Origin of the sequence: Streptomyces poonensis (assembly GCF_014650915.1) — a bacterium.
Classification (GTDB): Bacteria; Actinomycetota; Actinomycetes; order Streptomycetales; family Streptomycetaceae; genus Streptomyces; species Streptomyces poonensis.
In genome coordinates this window covers 156,071-176,559 of record NZ_BMVW01000012.1, presented here as the reverse complement: position 1 = coordinate 176,559, position 20,489 = coordinate 156,071, and the positions used below count along the sequence as shown (strand labels likewise).

Here is a 20,489-nt window from a genome sequence, read left to right as displayed (position 1 = left end):
CTTATTCTCCCGCCCCGCCGTGCAGGCTCTGCACCGGGTGGGCGGTGAGCTCCTGCACACCGCGCGGGTCGCCGCCGAGGGCGTCCACGGCGGCGTACGCGCTGGCGATGCTCGCCGGGATGCCGACCCCGTCGTACGCGGCGCCGCACAGGGCGAGGCCCGGCAGCTTCGCCACGTGCTCACGGATGCGGGCCACGCGCGCGTGGTGGCCGACCGGGTACTGGGGCAGGCCGTCGGTCCAGCGGGTGACCCGGGTGGCGACGGGGGTGGCGGCCAGGCCGGTGGCCTCGCGCAGGTCGTGCCGGGAGACGTCGACGAGGTGCGCGTCGTCGTGGCCGAGGATCGCCGTCTCGCCGTACCGGCCGACGGAGGTCCGTACGACCAGCAGGTCCCGGTCCTCGTCCGCGATCCAGCCCCACTTGCGGGACGCGAACGTCGACGCCTTGATGGTCCGCCCGTCGACCGGCGGCACGAGGAAGCCGCTGCCCTCGGGGAGGTCCGCCTCGGAGCGGCGGTAGGCGAGGGTGACCAGGGCCATGGAGGCGTACTCGACGGCGGCCAGCTCGGCCGCGGCGGCCGGGGCCTCGGCGCGCAGCAGCCCGGCGGCGGCCGGGGCGGGCACGGCCACGACGACCGCGTCGGCGTGCAGGACACGACCGCCGGCGACCACACGCCAGGCCGCGCGCGAAGCTCCCGGACCGCTCGTCTCCGCCGTCCCCGTGCGGCGCAGCTCCGTCACCGGCGTGCCGGTCAGGATCTCGCCGCCCCGGGCGCGCACGGAGTCGGCGACCGCGAGGGGCAGCGTGCCCACGCCGCCCTCGATGCCCATGAACACCGGCCCGGCGGCCTGGGTCCGCGCCGCGGCGGCCGTTCTCCCCTGGATCGCGCGGACGGCCTCCGTCAGGGAGGTGTGCGTGCGGGCCGCCTCGAAGAGCTGGGGCACCGCCGAGCGCATCGAGATGCGGTACGCGTCGCCCGCGTACACCCCGCCCAGGAGGGGCTCCACCAGGCGGTCGACGACCTCGCGGCCGACGCGCGCCGCCACGTACTCCCCCACCGCCACGTCGTCGCCGATCTCCGTGCGGGGCAGGTCGGCGTCGCGCTCGACGCGCGCGAGGCCCTCCTGCGAGAGCACCCCGGAGACGGCGGACGCGGTGCCGGGCACGCCCATGACATGACCCTTGGGCATGGGCCGCAGGGCGTCGCGAGTCCAGATCGCGGCGGTGGCGGTGGCGGGCGGCTGGAGGCGGTCGCCGAGGCCCACCTCGCGCGCGAGGCCGACCGCCTCGGGGCGGCGGGCCAGCAGCGACTCGGCGCCGAGGTCCACGCGGACCCCCGCGATCTCGCCGGGCAGCAGCTTCCCGCCGAGCCGGTCCGAGGCCTCCAGCACGGTCACCCGCGCGCCCCGGTCCAGCAGCCGGTGGGCCGCGGCGAGTCCCGCGATGCCGCCGCCGATGACGATGACCTGCTGCGCTTCCGCAGTTTCCGCGTTTTCCGCACTTGATCCGCGCATGCACCCACCTTCTCAGACCCCTCTGACAGCCGGTCGGGTGCCCCGGCCGGGGTCCCGCCGAGGCCCGGCCGAGGCCCGACCGTGACCTCATCGGGACCGCGACCCGCCAACGTCCCGGCCCCCTCCGGCGTCGTAGAAGCATCCGTCACGTCCGTGACGTCCGTCCGCGCAACTCTCGGGGGTAGACCGACATGACCGAGCCGACACACGTACGACGCTCCACCGGGCTGCCGGTGCGCGTCCTGGCAGCCGCGTTCCTCACCGCCGCCCTGGCGCTCACGGGGTGCAGCGGCGCGTCCGACGACGCCGGTGCCGGGAGCGCCGCCGACGCGGCCGCCGGCCCGGAGGCCGAAGCCCGGTCCGAGGCCGGGGCCGGCGCCGCGGACGAGGCCGGTGCCGGGGCCAAGGCCGGGGCCGACGGCAGCAAGGCCACCCGGGCCCCCGACCTCACCGCGAACCACATCATCCGCACCGCCTCGCTGACCGTACGGGTGAAGGACGTGCCGAAGGCGCTGGACGCGGCCCGCACCGCCACCGAGAACGCGGGCGGGTTCGTCGGCGACGAGACCACCAGCCGCGACGACGAGGGCCACGAGCGCACCCGCGTCGTCCTGCGCGTCCCCACCGGTGCGTACGAGGAGGTCCTCGCCGATCTGGAGGGCACGGGCACGCTGGTCGAGCGCGAGGCGAAGGCCCAGGACGTCACCGAGCAGGTCGTCGACGTGGAGAGCCGCATCACGACGCAGCGCGCGAGCGTGGCCCGGATCCGCGAGCTGATGGACCGGGCGACCAGGCTCAGTGACGTGGTCACGCTGGAGAGCGAACTGAGCAGCCGTCAGGCCGACCTGGAGTCACTGCTGGCCCAGCAGGCGTCCCTGAAGGACCGCACCAGCCTCGCCACCATCACGCTCCACCTGTCCGAGACACCGGTGGAGCGGAGCGGCGGGGAGGAAGAGGAGCCGGGCTTCGTGGACGCGCTCGCGGGCGGCTGGGACGCGTTCGTCGCCGTGCTCCGCTGGATCGTCGTCGTGCTCGGCGCGATCCTGCCCTTCGCGGTGACGGTGGCGGTGCTGGTGTTCTTGTGGATGCGGCTCGTACGGCCCCGCCTGCCGCGCCGCCCGGCACCGGCCCCCGTACCTGCCCCGGCAGCCACCCCTGAGCAGCCCACCGGCACTTCCGCCCCGTAGCGTGGTCCCATGGTCAAGAGCCGTGGGAGAGAACGACTGGTCGTGATCGGCGGCGACGCGGCGGGCATGTCCGCCGCGTCGCAGGCCCGCCGGCTGAAGGGGCCCGGCGAGCTGGAGATCGTGGCGTTCGAGCGGGGCACCTTCTCGTCCTTCTCCGCGTGCGGCATCCCGTACTGGGTGGGCGGCGACGTCACCGAACGGGACCGGCTGATCGCCCGCACGCCCGAGGAGCACCGCGCGCGGGACATCGATCTGCGGATGCGCACCGAGATCACGGAGATCGACGTGGCGAAAGGACGCGTCCGCGCGCGGGACGTCGTTTCCGGGGACGAGTCCTGGACGCCGTACGACAAGCTCGTGATCGCCACCGGTGCGCGCCCCCTCCGCCCGCCGCTGCCCGGGGTCGACGCGCCCGGGGTGCACGGAGTGCAGACACTGGACGACGGACAGGCCCTCCTGGACACGCTGACCGCTACGGAGGGACGCCGCGCGGTGGTCGTCGGGGCGGGTTACATCGGTGTGGAGATGGCCGAGGCGCTGATCCGGCGCGGGTACGAGGTGACGGTCGTCAACCGCGGCCAGGAGCCCATGGCGACGCTCGACCCGGACATGGGCCGCCTGGTGCACGAGGCCATGGAGGGCATGGGCATCGGCATGGTGAACGGCGCCGAGGTCACCGAGGTGCTCACGGGTGACGACGGGCGTGTGCGCGCGGTCGCCACGGCGGACGCCGAGTACCCGGCGGACGTGGTCGTCCTCGGCATCGGCGTACGCCCCGAGACGACGCTCGCCGAGCGGGCCGGACTGCCGCTGGGCGAGAGCGGCGGGCTGCTCACCGATCTGGCGATGCGGGTGCGCGGCCACGGGAACATCTGGGCCGGCGGCGACTGCGTGGAGGTCCTCGACCTGGTCTCCGGCCGTGAACGGCACATCCCGCTGGGCACGCACGCCAACAAGCACGGGCAGATCATCGGGACGAACGTCGGCGGAGGGTACGCCACGTTCCCGGGCGTCGTCGGTACGGCGGTCAGCAAGGTGTGCGAGCTGGAGATCGCCCGTACCGGACTGCGGGAGAAGGACGCGCTGCGGGCGGGGCTGCGGTTCGAGACGGTGACGATCGAGTCCACGAGCCGCGCCGGTTACTACCCGGGCGCGACCCCCATGACGGTGAAGATGCTCGCCGAGCGCCGGACCGGGCGTCTCCTCGGCGTGCAGATCGTCGGCCGCGAGGGCGCGGGCAAGCGTGTGGACATCGCCGCGGTGGCGCTGACCGCGGGCATGACGGTGGAACGGATGACGACCCTGGACCTGGGGTACGCGCCCCCGTTCTCCCCCGTGTGGGACCCGGTGCTGGTGGCGGCGCGGAAGGCGGCGGGGGCGGTGCGGCGCGGCGGCGCGTGAGGCATCGGCGCTCCGGCCGCCCGTCCCGTCCCGCGCTATATCGACCCGTTGATCCGCTCGATGGCCTGGCGGGCCTGCTCGGCCGGCGGTCTCGGCGGCAGGGACGACACCGAGGCGCCGCCGGACAGGGAGGCGCCGGCGGGCATCGCGGTGGTGGCCGACGGCTCGGCCGGCGGTTTCGCGTGCGCGGCGGACGGGCGCGCGGAGCGCAACCGGTGGCTGACCGCCTCGTCGAGGGTGACGGGGCGCTGCAGCTGGGCGGCGAGGCGGCCGGCCTCCTGGCCCAGCCGTGCGACGTCCTCCCAGGGCAGACGCAGTACCAGGGCTATCTCGGCCTCGCCGTCGGGCAGGGCGTGCATCGGTGGAGTGACTCGGTCGTTCATCGCCTGTTCCTCACGTGTCTCCTCGCGTCCCGGATGTCGCGGAGTCATACGCGTGTGGGCTCCCCCGCGTTCAGCGCGCCGGTTCCGCAAGCCCGATCGGGGGCACCCGTCCCCCGTGGTGATCCCCGTCCATGACGTGAACCCGACGCGCCGCACGCCCTACGTGACGTACACGCTGATCGCCGTGAACGTCGCCGTCTTCCTCTTCATGCCGGGCCTGGCCGGTTCGGTGGCGGGTGACAGCGGGCTGGCGCAGGCGTGCAGGCTGCAGGCGTTCCTCGACCAGTACGCCGCGGTGCCGCAGGAACTGATCCACCAGCAGCTGCCGCGGCTGGTGCCCACCGGCGAGACGGGCGTGGGTCCGCAGGGGCCCGGCTGTGTGGTGGGGCCGCCGGACTACGACAAGTCGCCGCCGCTGTCCGTGCTCTCGGCGATGTTCCTGCACGGCGGCTGGCTGCACCTGCTGGGCAACATGCTCTTCCTGCTGGTCTTCGGCAACAACATCGAGGACCGGCTGGGACATGTGCGGTTCGCGCTGTTCTACCTGGTCTGCGGATACGCGGCCACGTACGGCTACGCGCTCCTCAACGCCGGCTCCGCCGACCCGCTCATCGGCGCGTCCGGGGCGATCGCCGGGGTGCTCGGCGCGTATCTCGTGCTCTACCCGAAGGCCCGGGTGTGGGTGCTGGTCCCGTTCCTGATCTTCCTGCCGCTGCGGCTGCCCGCGTGGCTGGTGCTGGGCTTCTGGTTTGCGCTGCAGGCGGTGTACTCGGCGGGCGAGGGCGTCGCGAACGCCGGGACGGTGGCGTACGCGGCCCATGTCGTCGGCTTCGTGGCGGGCATGCTGATCGCCTGGCCGCTGCGCCCCGGCACCCCGCCGCCGCCCGAGCCGCGCGGCCTGCTGTTCGGCAGGCGTGCGCGGCACAGCTGGTGAGGGCCTCGCGGCCGGGTCAGAGCGCCGTCTGCGTGTGGACGTGCTCGACGAGCCGGGTCAGCGCGTCGGGGTCCGTGGACGGCAGGACGCCGTGCCCGAGGTTGAAGATGTGACCCTCCAGGTCCGCGGCCGCGTCGAGGACCTCGCAGGTCTTGGCCTCGATCGCCTCCCGGCTGGAGAAGAGGACGGCCGGGTCGAGGTTGCCCTGGAGCGCCTTGCCCGGGCCGACCCGGCGGGCCGCCTCGTGCAGCGGGACGCGCCAGTCGACGCCGACGACGTCCGCGCCCGCCTCGCCCATGAGGCCCAGCAGCTCACCGGTGCCGACACCGAAGTGGATGCGGGGGACGCCGTACCCCGCCACGGCCTCGAAGACCTTGGCGGACGCGGGCAGCACCGAGCGCCGGTAGTCGGCGGGCGCGAGGGCGCCCACCCACGAGTCGAAGAGCTGCACCGCGCTGGCGCCGGCCTCGATCTGCACCTTCAGGAACGCGGAGGTGATCTCGGCGAGGCGGTCGAGGAGGTCGGCCCACAGCTCCGGGTCGCCGTACATGAGCGCCTTGGTGTGCTCGTGGTTGCGGGACGGGCCGCCCTCGACGAGATAGCTGGCCAGGGTGAAGGGGGCGCCCGCGAAGCCGATGAGCGGGGTCTCACCGAGCTCGGCGGTGAGCAGCCCGATCGCCTCGGTGACGTAGGAGACGTCCTCGGGGGTCAGATCGCGCAGCCGGGCGAGGTCGGCGCGGGTGCGGATCGGGTTCTCCACGACCGGGCCGACGCCGGGCTTGATGTCGAGGTCGATGCCGATGGCCTTCAGCGGCACCACGATGTCGCTGAAGTAGATCGCCGCGTCCACGTTGTGCCGCCGTACCGGCTGGAGGGTGATCTCCGTGACCAGCTCGGGGCGCATGCAGGACTCCAGCATCGGGATGCCCTCGCGCACCTTCCGGTACTCCGGCAGGGACCGTCCGGCCTGCCGCATGAACCACACCGGCGTGTGCGGCACGGACTCGCGGCGGCACGCCCTGAGGAAGGCGGAGTCGTACGTGGCGGTCGGCTGGGAGCCCGAGGGGCTGGCGTTGGCACTCACGACGAAGAGTCTCGCACGGCCCGCGTGCCCTTTTGTCCCGGGTCCCCGCGCCGGGCCGCCGGGTCTCCCCCGTGCCCCCGGCGCGCGTTCGCTCAACGCGATGCGACCGTGACCTTGCGCACGGGTGTCTCTCCCCGCGCGGGGCGCCCGTTCCCCTTACTCTTCCCCGCATGGCTGCGGCTCAGGGACGACTGTCGGACGACGCTGGCGGGATGGACGACCCGAAGGAGGGGGAGCGGAGAGCTATGGAGGCGGCGCCGCTGCCCTTCCGCGCGGCCGTCGACGCGCTGAGAGGAGCGCGGCTGCGACCGGAGATCGAGATCGAGGCCACGCGTCCGCCGCAGCGGCTCGCCCCGTACGCGTACGCCCTGGAGGCCGCGGTCCTCGACGACGACGAGGACCTCGCCGACGGCCGCCTCATCCTCCTCCACGATCCGGCCGGGCACGAGGCGTGGCAGGGCTCCTTCCGTCTGGTCACCCTGATCCGCGCGGAGCTGGAACCGGAGATGGCCGCGGACCCGCTGCTCCCCGAGGTCTGCTGGGCGTGGCTGACCGGCGCGCTCCAGTCCCGCGGCCTGCCGTACGGCGAGCCGAGCGGCACCGTCACGCGCGCGAGCTCCCACTACTTCGGCGGCCTCAGCTCCCGCCCGGCCGCCTCGCAGATCGAGATCCGCGCCTCCTGGACCCCGCGCGAGGGCCTGGGCGGCGTTCCCGACACCGCGTCCCACCTGGCCTCCTGGTGCGATCTCCTCGCCCAGGTCGCCGGCCTGCCCCCGGCCGTCCCGGGTGACGCCTCCGTCGTCACCCTGCCCCAGCGCCGGGGCCCGCGCCCCCGCTGAGCGCTTCGCCGCACGACCGGCACTTCACCCGCGGGTCCGTCGCGGCCGGTCGCATCCACGCGGCGAAGCCGCCGGCGGACACAGTCCCGCGCCTCTCCGGGGCGCTTCCGCTCCTCCCGCGACGCGTCCCCAGCCGCATCGCCACCGCCACCGAGGCCCCCGGCCGCATCGCCGCCGGGGGCCTCCGCGCGTCCACACCCCTTTACCGCCACCTCACCCGTTTGCCCCTGCCTCTTTGTCGATACGGCCACTTTCGGACCCGTATTGACGCGGAGCGACCCCGTTCGATCTTCGAATGATCGAAGGCGTGTCCGAATTGCACGTATTGTGACTCATCAAATCGTGATCATTCTCTAAAGGACCCCCGGCTGGGTGCCGAAGAGGTCTGTGACCTTGAAAGCACGGTTCGTCCCGGCTTGATCCCCGCGAGCCGGTTCCGTCCCGAACCCCAGGAGGCCTGGTGTCCGTTCTCCTCGAGCAGCCCGCAAGCCTGGTCGCCTACCGCCCGAACAAGCCGACCGCGATGGTGGTCGTGGCCGATCCCCGCGTCCGCTCCACCGTGACCCGCCACCTGTGGGCGCTCGGTGTGCGCGACGTCATCGAGGCCTCGTCCGTCGCGGAGGCTCGTCCCCGCATCGGCAACCCCCGCGACATCTGTGTCGCAGACGTCCATCTCCCCGACGGCTCCGGCCTCACGCTTCTGTCCGAGACCCGTGCCGCGGGCTGGCCCAACGGCCTCGCCCTGTCCGCCGCCGACGACATCGGCGCCGTCCGCAACGCCCTCGCGGGCGGAGTGAAGGGCTATGTCGTCACCGGCACCCGCACCAGCATCGGGCTGCCCACCCGTCCCGGCGCCGCCCCCATCGGCGCCGCCGCGGCCCGTATGCACCGCCGCCCCCCGGGTGCCCCGAGCCACCCGGGCGGCTACCGCGAACTGTCGGGCCGCGAGGTGGAGGTGCTGCGCCTGGTGGCCGAGGGCCAGTCCAACAAAGCGATCGGCGTGTCGATGGGCCTGTCCGCGCTCACCGTGAAGAGCCACCTCGCCCGCATCGCCCGCAAGCTCGGCACGGGCGACCGCGCCGGGATGGTGGCGGTGGCCCTGCGCACCGGGATCATCCACTGAGCGCCGCCCCGCGGCCCGGCACCGCCGCGCCGATCCGGCGCGGGCTTCCCGGTCCGGTGCCCGCGCCCCTGTCCACCGGGCCCGGCTTCCCCGCTCCCGTCCACCGGGCCCGGTCCATCAGCCCGGGACCGACGACCCCGCGTCGGTCCCGGGTCCGTGCACGGCAGGTGTGCACCGGCGTGCGGGGCGGCTGACCGGTTTACGACCCCCGGGCGCCCGTCGACGGAACGTTCCGTCGGCGGGTCCAGTCCATACACAGATACCCTTGACAGGTGACCGACGCCCAAGAGACCGCAGCAGACAGCACCCTGCGCACCACCGGAGGCGCTCCTCCGGACGACGGCGGATCTTCTGCGACGGAGGCGCCGATCCCCCTGCTGGAGCCGCAGGACGGCGTCCCGCCCGTGATCGCCGACGAGGCCTCGCTCGCCGGGGTGATCGCCGCCTTCGCCGCCGGCACCGGACCGGTGGCCGTCGACGCCGAGCGTGCGTCCGGGTACCGCTACGGCCAGCGCGCCTACCTCGTCCAGCTGCGCCGGGCCGGCGCGGGCACCGCCCTGATCGACCCCGTCGCCTGCCCCGACCTGTCAGGTCTCGGCGACGCGCTCGCCGGAGCGGAGTGGGTGCTGCACGCGGCCACCCAGGACCTGCCCTGTCTGCGTGAGATAGGCATGGTGCCGGAGGTCGTCTTCGACACCGAACTGGCCGGGCGCCTGGCCGGGTTCCCCCGCGTCGGGCTCGGCGCGATGGTCGAGGGCGTCCTCGGCTACGTCCTGGAGAAGGGGCACTCCGCGGTCGACTGGTCCACGCGCCCGCTGCCCGAGCCGTGGCTGCGCTACGCCGCCCTCGACGTGGAGCTCCTCGTCGACCTGCGCGACGCGCTGGAGAAGGAGCTCGACCGGCAGGGCAAGCTGGAATGGGCCCGTCAGGAGTTCGACGCGATCGCCTCGGCGCCGCCCGCGGAGCCGCGCAAGGACCCCTGGCGCCGTACGTCCGGGATGCACAAGGTGCGACGGCGCCGGCAGATGGCCGTCGTGAAGGAGCTGTGGGAGACCCGGGACCGTATCGCGCGGCGCCGGGACGTCTCGCCGGGGAAGGTGCTCAGTGACGCGGCGATCGTCGAGGCCGCGCTCGCCGTACCGCCGAACGTGCACGCGCTGGCCGCGCTGAACGGCTTCGGGCACCGGATGGGCCGCCGGCAGCTGGAGCAGTGGCAGGCCGCCGTCGATCGCGCCAGGGCGCTGTCCGAGTCCGGGCTGCCGCAGCCCGGGCAGCCGGTGACCGGGCCCCCGCCGCCGCGGGCCTGGGCCGACAAGGACCCGGCGGCCGCGGCGCGGCTGTCCGCGGCCAGGGCCGCCGTGACCGCGCTGGCCGAGCGGCTGAACATGCCCCAGGAGAACCTGATCGCCCCCGACACGGTGCGGCGGGTGTGCTGGGAGCCGCCGGTCTCCCCCGACGCCGGGTCGGTCGGCGCGGCGCTGGCGGCGTACGGGGCGCGGCCCTGGCAGATCGAGCAGGTGGCGCCCGTGCTGGTGGAGGCGCTGGCGCGCTAGGGAGGGAGCCCGGGCGGCGTGGCGCGGCCCGGGCGCCCTGGCGGGCGGTTCACTTCGTCGCCCCCCGCATGAACCCGTTGTAGATGTAGCGCTGGAGGAACAGGAACGCGAGCAGCGTCGGCAGGATGACGAGGACCACGCCCGCCGAGATCACCTCCCAGTGCGCCCCGAACGGGCCCTTGAAGCGGAACAGCGACGTCGAGATCACGCCGAGATCCTCGGAGGGCATGTAGAGGAAGGGGATGTAGAAGTCGTTGTAGACGGTGATGCCCTTCACGATCACGACCGTCGCGATCGCCGGCTTCAGCAGCGGAAGGATGATCCTGCGGTAGATGGTGAGGGAGTTCGCGCCGTCCAGCCGCGCCGCCTCGTCGAGCGAGACCGGGATCGACCGGATGAACTGCAGGAAGATGTAGATCGAGACGATGTCGGTCCCCATGTAGAGCAGGATCGGCGCCCAGCGGGTGTCGAACATGCCCAGGCTGTTGACGATCTGGAAGGTCGCCACCTGTGTGGTGACCCCGGGGACCAGGGTCGCCACCAGGAAGAGCGCCACGACCAACTTCCGGAAGCGGAACGTGAAGCGGTCGATCGCGTACGCGGCCATCGAGCCGATGACCACCGTGCCCGCGATGGCGAAGAGCAGGATGAAGGCCGTGTTGCCGAACGCCATGAGCATCCGGCCGTCCTGGAACGCCGTCACGTAGTTGGAGACGTTCAGCAGGTCACCGGGGAGCGACAGCGCGCCGCTGTCGTCCGCCATCTCGCGCTCGCTCTTCAGCGAGGTCAGGAAGACCACGGCGAGCGGCAGCAGGACGACGACGGTGGCGGCGACCAGGGACAGGTAGGTGAGCGCGCGGGCGATCCTCCCGCGGAGGACGGAAGCCGGAGCCGAGCGTGCCGGGGGCCTCGTGACCGTCGTGCTCCTCATGCGCGTCGTGGTCGTCGTGGTCGTCATACGAGATCCACCTTGTCGTCGGGGACCAGTCGGCGCTGCACCCAGGTCACCGCGAGGATGATCAGCAGCAGGACGACCGCGGCGGCCGACGCGAGCCCGGTCTTGTTGAACTGGAACGCCAGCTTCACCGTCTGGATCACAAAGGTCTCGGTGCCGGTCGCGCCGCCGGTCATGATGTACGGGATCTCGAAGACCGCCAGCGAACCGGAGATCGACAGGATCACGGTCAGGCTCAGCACCGGGCGGATGCCGGGCGCGATGATGTACCGGAACTGCTGCCAGCGACCGGCCCCGTCCAGCTCGGCCGCCTCGTACAGCTCCCCCGGGATCGACTGGATCGCGCCCAGGAACAGCACGAAGTTCAGGCCGAGATGGCGCCAGATCGACACGCCCGCCAGCGAGACGTTCGCGGAGGCCGACGTGCCGAGCCAGGCCCGGTCGGACTCGTACCCGAGGAGCCCGAGCACCGAGTCGAGCGTGCCGCCGTCCTGGAAAAAGTAGAGGAAGACGAAGCCGATCGCGACCCCGTTGATCAGGTACGGGAAGAAGATGACGCCCTTGAAGAAGTTGCGGAAGCGGAGGTTGAAGCTCAGGACCGTCGCGAAGTACAGCGCGAGGCCGATCTGCACCGCCGAGGCGGCGAGGTAGTAGCCGCTGACCAGGAAGACCTGGAAGAGCTCCGCACGCGTGAAGATGTCGACGTAGTTCCCGACGCCCGTCCAGCTCAGTTCCGGGCTGACGCCGTCCCAGTCGGTGAAGCTGTACGCGACCATGTTGGCGACCGGCGCGTAGGTGAAGACGATCAGCAGCGCGAGGGGGGCGATCAGGAAGAGCCACGGGGTGAGCAGCTTCCGGGCCCGCACCCCGCGCGGCGCCGCCGGCCCCGGGGACGGTGGCGCGGTCACCGCCGGGCGCGCCACCTTCTCCTTCGCGTGGGTCCTGTGCGTCGTGTGCGCCATCAGGACCCCAGGGACCCGGCCGCCCCGGTCCAGCGCTTGCCCAGGCCGGCGAGGTAGTCGTCGAGGTCGCCGTCCTTGGCGCCGCGGGCCATGTCGACCAGCTCCTGGCGGTAGTCGGGCTGGTAGATGCCGACCTCGGAGGCGTTGTCGATCTCCTTGACCGTCGCGCCCTCGCTGTCCTCGGTCTCGAGAAACTTCACGCCCTCGTCCTCGTAGTCCTTCAGCACGTCGGGCAGCGGCGCGTCCTTCAGCGGGGAGAGGGCGAGGTTGTCGTCGGCGTAGCCGGACTTGTCGGTGAACCAGTCGATCCAGGCGCGGGCGGCCGGCTTGTTGTCGGAGTGGACGTTGACGGCCTGGTTGTAGTCGGGGGCGACGACGGCGCAGAATTTCCCGTCGGTCCGGGCCGGGAAGGGCATGAAGCCGATGTCGTCGGGGTCGGTGCCGGCCTGCTCGGCGGCCTGCCGGAACTGGATGATCGCCCAGCTGCCCAGCCACTGCGTGGCGATGTCGCCCTTCGCGGTGCCCGGCTTCGACGCCTCCCAGTTGGTGGTCGTCGGATCCTTCTCGATCAGCCCTTCGTGCACGATGTCGTACAGCAGCTCGTCGGCGACGCGGAGATCGGCGCCCTTCGCCCAGGGGTCGCCCTCGGCCAGCTTCGTGGTGGCCTTCGTGTCGCAGCCGACCGAGCCGTTGACGGAGGTCCACTGGGCCAGCGGCCACCCCGCCTTGAAGTTGGTGTAGTACGGCACCGCGTCCGTCTTCGCCTCGATGGCCTTCAGCGCCGTGAGGAACTCGTCCGGGGTGGTGGGCCAGTCGGTGATCCCGGCTTCCTGCCACACCTTCTTGTTGTAGATGAAGCCGGGGGTCACGCCGATCGGGCTCTGGCCGTAGACCTTGCCGTCGACGGTGGTGTAGTCGGTGAAGCGGTACTTCTTGCTCCGCTCGTCCTCACTGCCCAGCGAGGCGAAGAACTTCGGGTAGTCGTTCTTCTTGATGACGGCCGGGATCATCAGGACGTCGCCGTAGTTCTCCGTGTTCATCCGGATCTTGACTTCGGCCTCGTAGTCCGTGATGGCCTCGAACTCGACCTTCACCTTCGGATACGTCCGGTTGAACTCCTCGGCGTACTTGTCCATCGTGCCGTCCTGCACGATGTCGGTGCGGTGGGTGAGGACCGTGATGGTTCCGGACACCTTGGACGGATCGTCGGGCGCCTCGGCGTCGGCGCCCTTCGCCGAGCCGCCGGTGCCCGTGCAGCCCGCGGCCATGAGCCCGGCGGCCAGCAGTGCTCCGATGAGACCTCTGTGACTCCTGCGGTGGTTCATGTGCACCAGCTCCGTTCTGTGACGGACGAGCACGGGTGGGTTGGCTGGTTCGGCACTCTGACAGACCGTCACTGAACCGGTAAAGTCCCAATCGCGCCAAGGGATTCGAAATGTTTCAGGCAGGCCTTTCGACCAACCGGCTCGACCGGTTTAGGGAGTGCGCATGCTGGACGCCACACCGCTCACCGACGGATGGACCCTGCGGCACGACGGCGCGGAGCTGCCCGCCGCGGTCCCGGGCTGTGTGCACACCGATCTGCTGGCGGCCGGGGTGATCCCGGACCCCTTCCTCGGACCGAACGAGACGGACGTGGCGTGGGTGGGGCGCCGGGAGTGGACGTACGAGACCGACCTCGCCCCCTCCCCCACCGGGCACGAGCAGACCGACCTCGTCTTCGACGGACTCGACACGGCTGCCGAGATCCTGCTGGACGACCGGCCGCTGGGCCGGGTGCGCAACATGCACCGCTCGTACCGCTTCCACGTGACGGGCCTCTCCGGCCGGCTGACGGTGCGCTTCGCCTCCGCGTACACCGAGGCGGAGGCGGTACGGGAGCGGCTCGGCGACCGTCCGAACGCCTACCCCGAGCCCTTCCAGTACCTCCGTAAGATGGCCTGCTCCTTCGGCTGGGACTGGGGCCCGACGCTGGTCACGGCCGGGATCTGGCGTCCGGTGCGGCTGGAGCGCTGGTCGACGGCGCGGCTGGCCCGGGTGCGCCCGCTGGTCACCGTCGCCGACGGGGGCCGGGGGCGGGTCGAGCTGCACGTTGACGTCGAGCGCACGCGGATCGAGGCCGACCTCACCCTGGAGGCGCGGATCGGTGACGTACGGGCGGTCGCGGCCGTCGACGGCACGAGCGGGACCGTACGGCTCGACGTGCCGGACGTGGAGCTGTGGTGGCCGCGGGGGTACGGGGAACAGCCGCTGTACGACGTCGAGCTGACGCTCACGCACAACGGCACCCCGCTCGACGCCTGGCACCGCCGCATCGGCTTCCGGACCTTGGAGCTGGACCGGAGCACGGACGCGTACGGCACCGGGTTCACCTTCGTCGTCAACGGGACGCGGCTGTTCGCGCGCGGGGTCAACTGGATCCCGGACGACGTGTTCCCGTCCCGGATCACGCGCGAGCGCTACCGCGAGCGGCTCACGCAGGCGGCCGAGGCGGGTGTGGATCTCGTGCGCGTCTGGGGTGGCGGGATCTACGAGAGCGAGGACTTCTACGACGCGTGCGACGAGCTGGGGCTGCTGGTCTGGCAGGACTTCCCGTTCGCGTGCGCGGCCTACCCCGAGGAGCAGCCGCTGCGGGGCGAGGTGGAGGCCGAGGCCCGCGAGAACGTCGTACGGCTGATGCCGCACCCCTCGCTCGTGCTGTGGAACGGCAACAACGAGAACCTGTGGGGCTTCCGCGACTGGGACTGGGAGGGGCGGCTCGCCGGGGAGTCGTGGGGCGAGGGCTACTACCTGGGGCTGCTGCCGCGCGTCGTCGCCGAGCTCGACCCGACGCGGCCGTACACGGCGGGCAGCCCCTGGTCGGGCTCCTGGGACCACCACCCCAACGACCCCGCGCACGGCACGCACCACTCGTGGGAGGTGTGGAACCGGCGGGACTACGCGGAGTACCGGGCGAACGTGCCGCGTTTCGTGGCCGAGTTCGGCTGGCAGGCCCCGCCCGCGTACGCCACGCTGCGGCGGGCGCTGCCCGGCGAGGAGCCCGCCGCGGACTCCCCCGGGATGCTGCACCACCAGAAGGCGGAGGACGGCAACGGCAAGCTGGAGCGGGGGCTCGCCCGCCACTTCGCCGTGCCGGAGGGGAAGCCGGGCGCGGACTTCGACCGCTGGCACTACCTCATGCAGGTCAACCAGGCGCGGGCCGTCGCCGCCGGGATCGAGCACTGGCGGTCCCACTGGCCGGTGTGCGCGGGCACGATCATGTGGCAGCTCAACGACTGCTGGCCGGTGACCTCCTGGGCGGCGATCGACGGTGACGGCCGGCCGAAGCCGCTGTACCACGAGCTGCGCCGGCTGTACGCGGACCGGCTGCTGACCCTGCGGGCCGGGGACGACGGGCTGGTCCTCGCCGCGGTCAACCAGGCGGCCGAGGTGTGGCGGGCCGGGCTGCGGCTGCGGCGGATGTCCGTGGACGGGACCGTGCTGGGCGGGGCGACCGTGCAGGTCACGGCCTTCCCGCGGGCGGTCGCCGACATCCGCGTACCGCGCGAGCTGGAGCCCGTGGGGGCGAAGGAGTTCCTGGTCGCGGATGTCGACGGGCTGCGTGCGGTGCACTTCCCGGTGCCGGACCGCGAGATCCCTTACCCGAAGCCGGAGTTCGAGGTCTCGGTGGCACCGGGGACGGTGACGGTGACCGCCCGTACCCTGGTGCGCGACCTGCTGCTCCAGGCCGACCGGCTGGCACCCGGGGCGCGGGCCGACACCGGGCTCGTCACGCTGCTCCCCGGCGAGCACGTCACCATCGGCGTGGACGGCTGGACGGACCCCGACGCGACTGCCGCCCGAGCCGCCCTGTACTGCGTGGAGCCGACCCTGTGACGACCCCTCCGACCCCCCGCGTCACCATCAAGGACGTCGCCGCCCGTGCCGGGGTGTCCAAGGGGGCCGTGTCGCTCGCCTTCAACCAGCGGCCGGGGCTGTCCGAGGCCACCCGGGACCGGATCTTCGCGGCCGCGCGCGAGCTGGGCTGGGCGCCCAACTCGTCCGCGCGGTCGCTGTCGAGCCGGCGGGTGGACGCGGTCGGGCTGGCGATCTGCCGGCCGGCCCGGCTGCTCGGGCTCGAGCCCTTCTACATGGAGTTCGTCTCGGGCGTGGAGAGCGTGCTGACCGAGCGCTCGTGCTCGCTGCTGCTGCGGCTGGTACGGAACCTGGAGGAGGAGGCCGGGCTGCTCGACACCTGGTGGAGGGGGAAGCAGGTCGGCGGTTCGATCCTGGTCGACTTCCACGCGGACGACCCCCGGCCGGCGGCCGTCGAACGGCTCGGCCTCCCGGTCGTGGCCGTCGGGCACCCTTCCCTGACCGGCAGCCTCCCCTCCGTGTGGACCGACGACGCCACCGCCGTCACGGAGGCCGTGCGCTATCTCGCCGCGCTCGGGCACCGGCGGATCGCGCGGGTGGGCGGCGCGGCGGCCTTCGGGCACACGTCCATCCGTACGGCCGCGTTCGACGAGGCCGCGCGGGCGCTGGAGCTCGCCGGGGCGTGGCAGGTGGCGACCGACTTCTCGGGCGAGTCGGGGGCGCGGGCGACAAGGTCGCTGCTCAGCGCCCTGGGCGAGGACCGGCCGACGGCGATCGTGTACGACAACGACATCATGGCGGTGGCCGGTCTTTCGGTGGCGGCGGAGATGGGGCTGCGGGTCCCGGACGACGTCTCGCTGCTGGCGTGGGACGACTCCCAGCTCTGCCGGCTGACGCATCCCACGCTGTCCGCGATGAGCCATGACGTGCACGGGTTCGGGGCCGAGGTGGCGCGGACGCTGTTCGAGGTGATCACAGGCGGCGAGGGCGGCGGCTCGCATCCGGTGCCCACTCCGGTGCTGACGCCGAGGGGGTCGACGGCGCCGCCCCGGCGGGCCGGTCACGGGTGACGTCACCTGCACCGGCCGGACGGATCACGTGTGACCTTCACCGCTGCGGCCAGGGGGACTGGGCAGCTACGTTACCCACAAGTAGCATGGGGCTGAGCGCACGCTCAGTGTGCCGCAGCAGTGCCACCCCGCACCCTGGAGGAGAGCCATCGTGCCTCGTACCGTCAGGGACGTCGTCTTCGTCGACGGCGTCCGCACCCCGTTCGGCAAGGCGGGCCCGAAGGGCATCTACCACGAGACCCGCGCCGACGACCTCGTCGTGAAGGCGATCCGGGAGCTGCTGCGCCGCAACCCCGGCCTCGACCCCAAGAAGGTCGACGAGGTCGCCGTCGCCGCCACCACCCAGATCGGCGACCAGGGCCTGACCATCGGCCGCACCGCCGGCATCCTGGCCGGTCTGCCGACCTCCGTGCCCGGTTACTCCATCGACCGCATGTGCGCGGGCGCGCTGACCGCCGTCACCACGGTGGCCGGCTCGGTCGCCTTCGGCGCGTACGACGTCGCCATCGCGGGCGGTGTCGAGCACATGGGCCGCCACCCGATGGGCGAGGGCGTGGACCCGAACCCGCGCTTCGTGTCGGAGAAGCTCGTCGACGAGTCCGCCCTGTTCATGGGCATGACCGCCGAGAACCTGCACGACCGCTACCCGACGATCACCAAGCAGCGCGCCGACGAGTACGCCGTGCGCTCCCAGGAGAAGGCCGCCAAGGCGTACGCCGACGGCAAGATCCAGGCCGACCTGGTGCCGGTCTCGGTGCGCCGCACCAACCCCGAGGGCGGCGAGACGGGCTGGGGCCTGGTCACCGCCGACGAGCCGATGCGCCCGGGCACCACGCTGGAGAACCTGGCGAACCTGAAGACGCCGTTCCGCGTCCACGGCCGGGTCACCGCCGGTAACGCGGCCGGTCTGAACGACGGCGCCACCGCCTCGCTCATCGCGAGCGAGGACTTCGCCCGGGAGAACAACCTCCCGGTCAAGATGCGCCTGGTCTCCTACTCCTTCGCGGGCGTCGAGCCGGAGGTCATGGGCTACGGCCCGATCCCGGCGACGGAGAAGGCCCTGGCCCAGGCGGGCCTGTCGATCGAGGACATCGGTCTCTTCGAGATCAACGAGGCGTTCGCCGTCCAGGTCCTCGCCTTCCTGGAGCACTACGGCATCGCCGACGACGACGCGCGCGTCAACCAGTACGGCGGCGCCATCGCCTTCGGTCACCCGCTGGCCTCCTCCGGCGTCCGGCTGATGACGCAGCTGGCCCGCCAGTTCGAGGACCAGCCGAACGTCCGCTACGGCCTGACCACCATGTGCGTCGGCTTCGGCATGGGCGCGACGGTCATCTGGGAGAACCCGCACTTCGAGGGGGACAAGTGAGCACCACCGCAGAGCTTCTGAAGGGTGCGGCCGAGCTGTTCCCGGACGAGGTCGTCACCACGGCGCACGTACGCCACTTCGACCTCCCCCTGGGCGCCGGGCGCTTCGCCCTGATCACCCTGGACAACGGTCACGACCACAAGAAGCCGACCACCTTCGGCCCGCAGTCGCTGGCGAACCTCAACACCGCGATCGACCAGGTCGAGGCGGAGGCCGCGAACGGCGACATCGTCGGCGTCGGCATCACCGGCAAGCCGTTCATCTTCGCGGTCGGCGCCGACCTCAAGGGCGTCGAGCTGCTGAAGCGGCACGAGGACGCGCTCGCGATCGGCAAGGGCGGCCACGAGGTCTTCAAGCGCCTGTCGGCCCTCGCCGTCCCGACCTTCGCGTACTACAACGGCGCGGCCATGGGCGGCGGCGTCGAGGTCGGCCTGCACTGCTCGTACCGCACGGTCTCCGCGGCCGTCCCGGCGTTCTCCCTCCCCGAGGTCTTCCTCGGCCTGGTCCCCGGCTGGGGCGGCTGCGCGCTGCTGCCGAACCTGATCGGCGCCGACAAGGCCGTCTCGGTGATCATCGAGAACTCCCTCAACCAGAACCGGCAGCTCAAGGGCGTGCAGGTCTACGAGCTCGGCATCGCGGACGCGATCTTCGAGGGCGCGGACTTCCTGGAGCAGTCCCTCATCTGGACGGCGTCCGTCCTCAAGGGCGAGATCGTCGTCGAGCGCCCGGTGATCGACCGCGGCGAGGCCTGGGACCAGGCGGTCGCCCGCGGCCGCTTCATCGCCGACGGCAAGGTGCACGGCGCCGCCCCGGCCGCGTACCGCGCCCTGGACATCATCGCCGCCGCCAAGGACGGCGACCTCCAGGCCGGCTACGACGCCGAGGACCAGGCCCTCGCGGACCTGATCATGGGCGGCGAATTGCGCGCGGGTCTGTACGCGTTCAACCTGGTGCAGAAGCGCGGCAAGCGCCCGGCGGGCGCGCCGGACAAGAACCTGGCCCGCCCGGTCACCAAGGTCGGTGTCGTGGGCGCCGGTCTGATGGCCTCGCAGCTCGCCCTCCTCTTCCTCCGCCGCCTGGAGGTCCCGGTCGTCCTCACGGACATCGACCAGGAGCGCGTCGACAAGGGTGTGGGCTACGTCCACGCCGAGATCGACAAGCTGCTCGGCAAGGGCCGCATCAACCAGGACAAGGCCAACCGCCTGAAGGCGCTGGTCAGCGGTGTCCTGGACAAGGCCGAGGGCTTCGCCGACGCGGACTTCGTCATCGAGGCCGTCTTCGAGGAGATCGGCGTCAAGCAGCAGGTGTTCGCGGAGGTGGAAGCGGTCGCCCCGGCGCACGCGATCCTCGCCACCAACACCTCCTCGCTCTCGGTGTCGGAGATGGCGTCGAAGCTGAAGCACCCCGAGCGGGTCGTCGGCTTCCACTTCTTCAACCCGGTCGCGGTCCTCCCGCTGCTGGAGATCGTCCGCGGTGAGAAGACGGACGACGCCTCGCTGGCCACGGCGTTCGCCGTCGCCAAGAAGCTGAAGAAGACCGCGGTACTGGTGAAGGACGCCCCGGCGTTCGTCGTCAACCGCATCCTGACCCGCTTCATGGGCGAGGTCCAGAACGTCATCGACGAGGGCACCCCGGTGGCCGTGGCGGAGAAGGCGGTCGAGCCGCTCGGCCTGCCGATGTCCCCGCTGGTCCTGCTGGAGCTGGTCGGCCCCGCGATCGGTCTGCACGTGTCCGAGACCCTGCACGGCGCCTTCCCGGACCGGTTCACGGTCTCCGAGAACCTGCGTGCCGTCGTCAAGGCGGGCAAGCGCGGCTTCTACGTCTACGACTCCGGCAAGCCGGAGCTGGACCCCGAGGTCGCCGCGCTGCTGAAGCAGGGCGATGTCGTCCTCACCGAGGAGCAGGTGCGGGCGCGGGTGCTGGACGCGGTGGCGCAGGAGATCGGGCTCATGCTCGACGAAGGTGTCGTCGCCGAGGCCCAGGACATCGACCTGTGCCTGATCACCGGTGCCGGATGGCCCTTCCACCTGGGCGGCATCACGCCGTACCTGGACCGTGAGGGCGTCTCCGAGCGGGTGAACGGGAAGCGGTTCCTGGAGCCGGGAGTGGCGAGCGTCCCGGCGTAACCGGCCGACACCGACGAGGGGTTGGACCGCACGGTGAAGATCCGTGCGGTCCTCCTCTTGCGCTACCCCGGGTTCACCGGACGCGAGCAGCACAAACAACCCGAACGCCTCGGACAAGTGCGAGGAGGCCAACCA

General features: G+C 72.2%; 16 protein-coding genes. 10 read left to right on the top strand and 6 right to left on the bottom strand.

Annotation, left to right across the window (positions count from 1 at the left end):
- Window position 1: 1 nt before the first annotated feature.
- Window positions 2-1,513 (bottom strand): protoporphyrinogen oxidase, encoded by a 1,512-nt coding sequence (gene hemG / locus IE242_RS25980; RefSeq protein WP_189863312.1) that lies wholly within the window; start codon window positions 1,511-1,513, stop codon window positions 2-4.
- 191 nt (window positions 1,514-1,704) lie between these two features.
- Here hemG and IE242_RS25975 point away from each other — a divergent pair, with 191 nt between their 5' ends.
- Window positions 1,705-2,700, top strand: a complete 996-nt coding sequence (locus tag IE242_RS25975; RefSeq protein ID WP_189863310.1) for a DUF4349 domain-containing protein — start codon at window positions 1,705-1,707, stop codon at window positions 2,698-2,700.
- 9 nt (window positions 2,701-2,709) lie between these two features.
- Window positions 2,710-4,101, top strand: a complete 1,392-nt coding sequence (locus IE242_RS25970) for an FAD-dependent oxidoreductase (protein ID WP_189863308.1) — start codon at window positions 2,710-2,712, stop codon at window positions 4,099-4,101.
- Between the two features lie 35 nt (window positions 4,102-4,136).
- Here the strand turns inward: IE242_RS25970 and IE242_RS25965 are convergent, their stop codons facing one another.
- Window positions 4,137-4,484, bottom strand: a complete 348-nt coding sequence (locus tag IE242_RS25965) for a hypothetical protein (protein WP_189863306.1) — start codon at window positions 4,482-4,484, stop codon at window positions 4,137-4,139.
- Window positions 4,485-4,599: 115 nt separating this feature from the next.
- On the opposite strand from IE242_RS25965, the gene IE242_RS25960 reads away from it, so the two are divergent.
- Entirely contained in the window at window positions 4,600-5,418 is an 819-nt protein-coding gene (locus IE242_RS25960; RefSeq protein WP_189863304.1) for a rhomboid family intramembrane serine protease, read from the top strand.
- 16 nt (window positions 5,419-5,434) lie between these two features.
- Here IE242_RS25960 and hemE read toward each other — a convergent pair whose 3' ends face one another.
- Window positions 5,435-6,502, bottom strand: coding sequence for a uroporphyrinogen decarboxylase (gene hemE / locus IE242_RS25955; RefSeq protein WP_189863302.1), 1,068 nt, complete (start codon window positions 6,500-6,502; stop codon window positions 5,435-5,437).
- 212 nt (window positions 6,503-6,714) lie between these two features.
- Between hemE and IE242_RS25950 the strand changes: the two genes are divergently transcribed.
- The 3 genes from IE242_RS25950 (at window position 6,715) to IE242_RS25940 (ending at window position 10,017) form a co-directional block, all read left to right on the top strand.
- Complete coding sequence (locus IE242_RS25950) at window positions 6,715-7,341, top strand: DUF3000 domain-containing protein (RefSeq protein WP_189863300.1); 627 nt, start codon at window positions 6,715-6,717, stop codon at window positions 7,339-7,341.
- 460 nt (window positions 7,342-7,801) lie between these two features.
- Window positions 7,802-8,464, top strand: a complete 663-nt coding sequence (locus tag IE242_RS25945; protein ID WP_189863298.1) for a response regulator transcription factor — start codon at window positions 7,802-7,804, stop codon at window positions 8,462-8,464.
- A 272-nt stretch (window positions 8,465-8,736) separates the two neighbouring features.
- Entirely contained in the window at window positions 8,737-10,017 is a 1,281-nt protein-coding gene (locus tag IE242_RS25940; protein ID WP_189863296.1) for a ribonuclease D, read from the top strand.
- 49 nt (window positions 10,018-10,066) lie between these two features.
- On the opposite strand, the gene IE242_RS25935 is transcribed toward IE242_RS25940, so the two are convergent.
- Genes IE242_RS25935 through IE242_RS25925 form a run of 3 tightly spaced genes read right to left on the bottom strand, consistent with a single transcriptional unit; the run spans window position 10,067 to window position 13,259 of the window.
- Window positions 10,067-10,948, bottom strand: coding sequence for a carbohydrate ABC transporter permease (locus IE242_RS25935; RefSeq protein ID WP_229859462.1), 882 nt, complete (start codon window positions 10,946-10,948; stop codon window positions 10,067-10,069).
- A 23-nt stretch (window positions 10,949-10,971) separates the two neighbouring features.
- Window positions 10,972-11,934 (bottom strand): carbohydrate ABC transporter permease, encoded by a 963-nt coding sequence (locus IE242_RS25930; protein WP_189863292.1) that lies wholly within the window; start codon window positions 11,932-11,934, stop codon window positions 10,972-10,974.
- Window positions 11,934-13,259, bottom strand: coding sequence for an ABC transporter substrate-binding protein (locus IE242_RS25925; protein ID WP_189863290.1), 1,326 nt, complete (start codon window positions 13,257-13,259; stop codon window positions 11,934-11,936). The genes IE242_RS25930 and IE242_RS25925 overlap by 1 nt, the downstream gene beginning before the upstream one ends.
- A 163-nt stretch (window positions 13,260-13,422) precedes the next feature.
- Here IE242_RS25925 and IE242_RS25920 point away from each other — a divergent pair, with 163 nt between their 5' ends.
- The 4 genes from IE242_RS25920 (at window position 13,423) to IE242_RS25905 (ending at window position 20,354) form a co-directional block, all read left to right on the top strand.
- Window positions 13,423-15,810 (top strand): glycoside hydrolase family 2 protein, encoded by a 2,388-nt coding sequence (locus tag IE242_RS25920; RefSeq protein WP_189863288.1) that lies wholly within the window; start codon window positions 13,423-13,425, stop codon window positions 15,808-15,810.
- The gene (locus IE242_RS25915) at window positions 15,807-16,859 is read left to right on the top strand and encodes a LacI family DNA-binding transcriptional regulator (protein WP_189863286.1); all 1,053 of its coding nucleotides are present in this window, start codon (window positions 15,807-15,809) and stop codon (window positions 16,857-16,859) included. Before IE242_RS25920 ends, IE242_RS25915 begins: the two co-directional genes overlap by 4 nt.
- 151 nt (window positions 16,860-17,010) lie before the next feature.
- Window positions 17,011-18,228: a thiolase family protein gene (locus IE242_RS25910; RefSeq protein ID WP_189863284.1), complete on the top strand. Its 1,218-nt coding sequence runs from the start codon at window positions 17,011-17,013 to the stop codon at window positions 18,226-18,228.
- Window positions 18,225-20,354: a 3-hydroxyacyl-CoA dehydrogenase NAD-binding domain-containing protein gene (locus IE242_RS25905; RefSeq protein WP_189863282.1), complete on the top strand. Its 2,130-nt coding sequence runs from the start codon at window positions 18,225-18,227 to the stop codon at window positions 20,352-20,354. Before IE242_RS25910 ends, IE242_RS25905 begins: the two co-directional genes overlap by 4 nt.
- The last annotated feature ends 135 nt before the right edge of the window (window positions 20,355-20,489 follow it).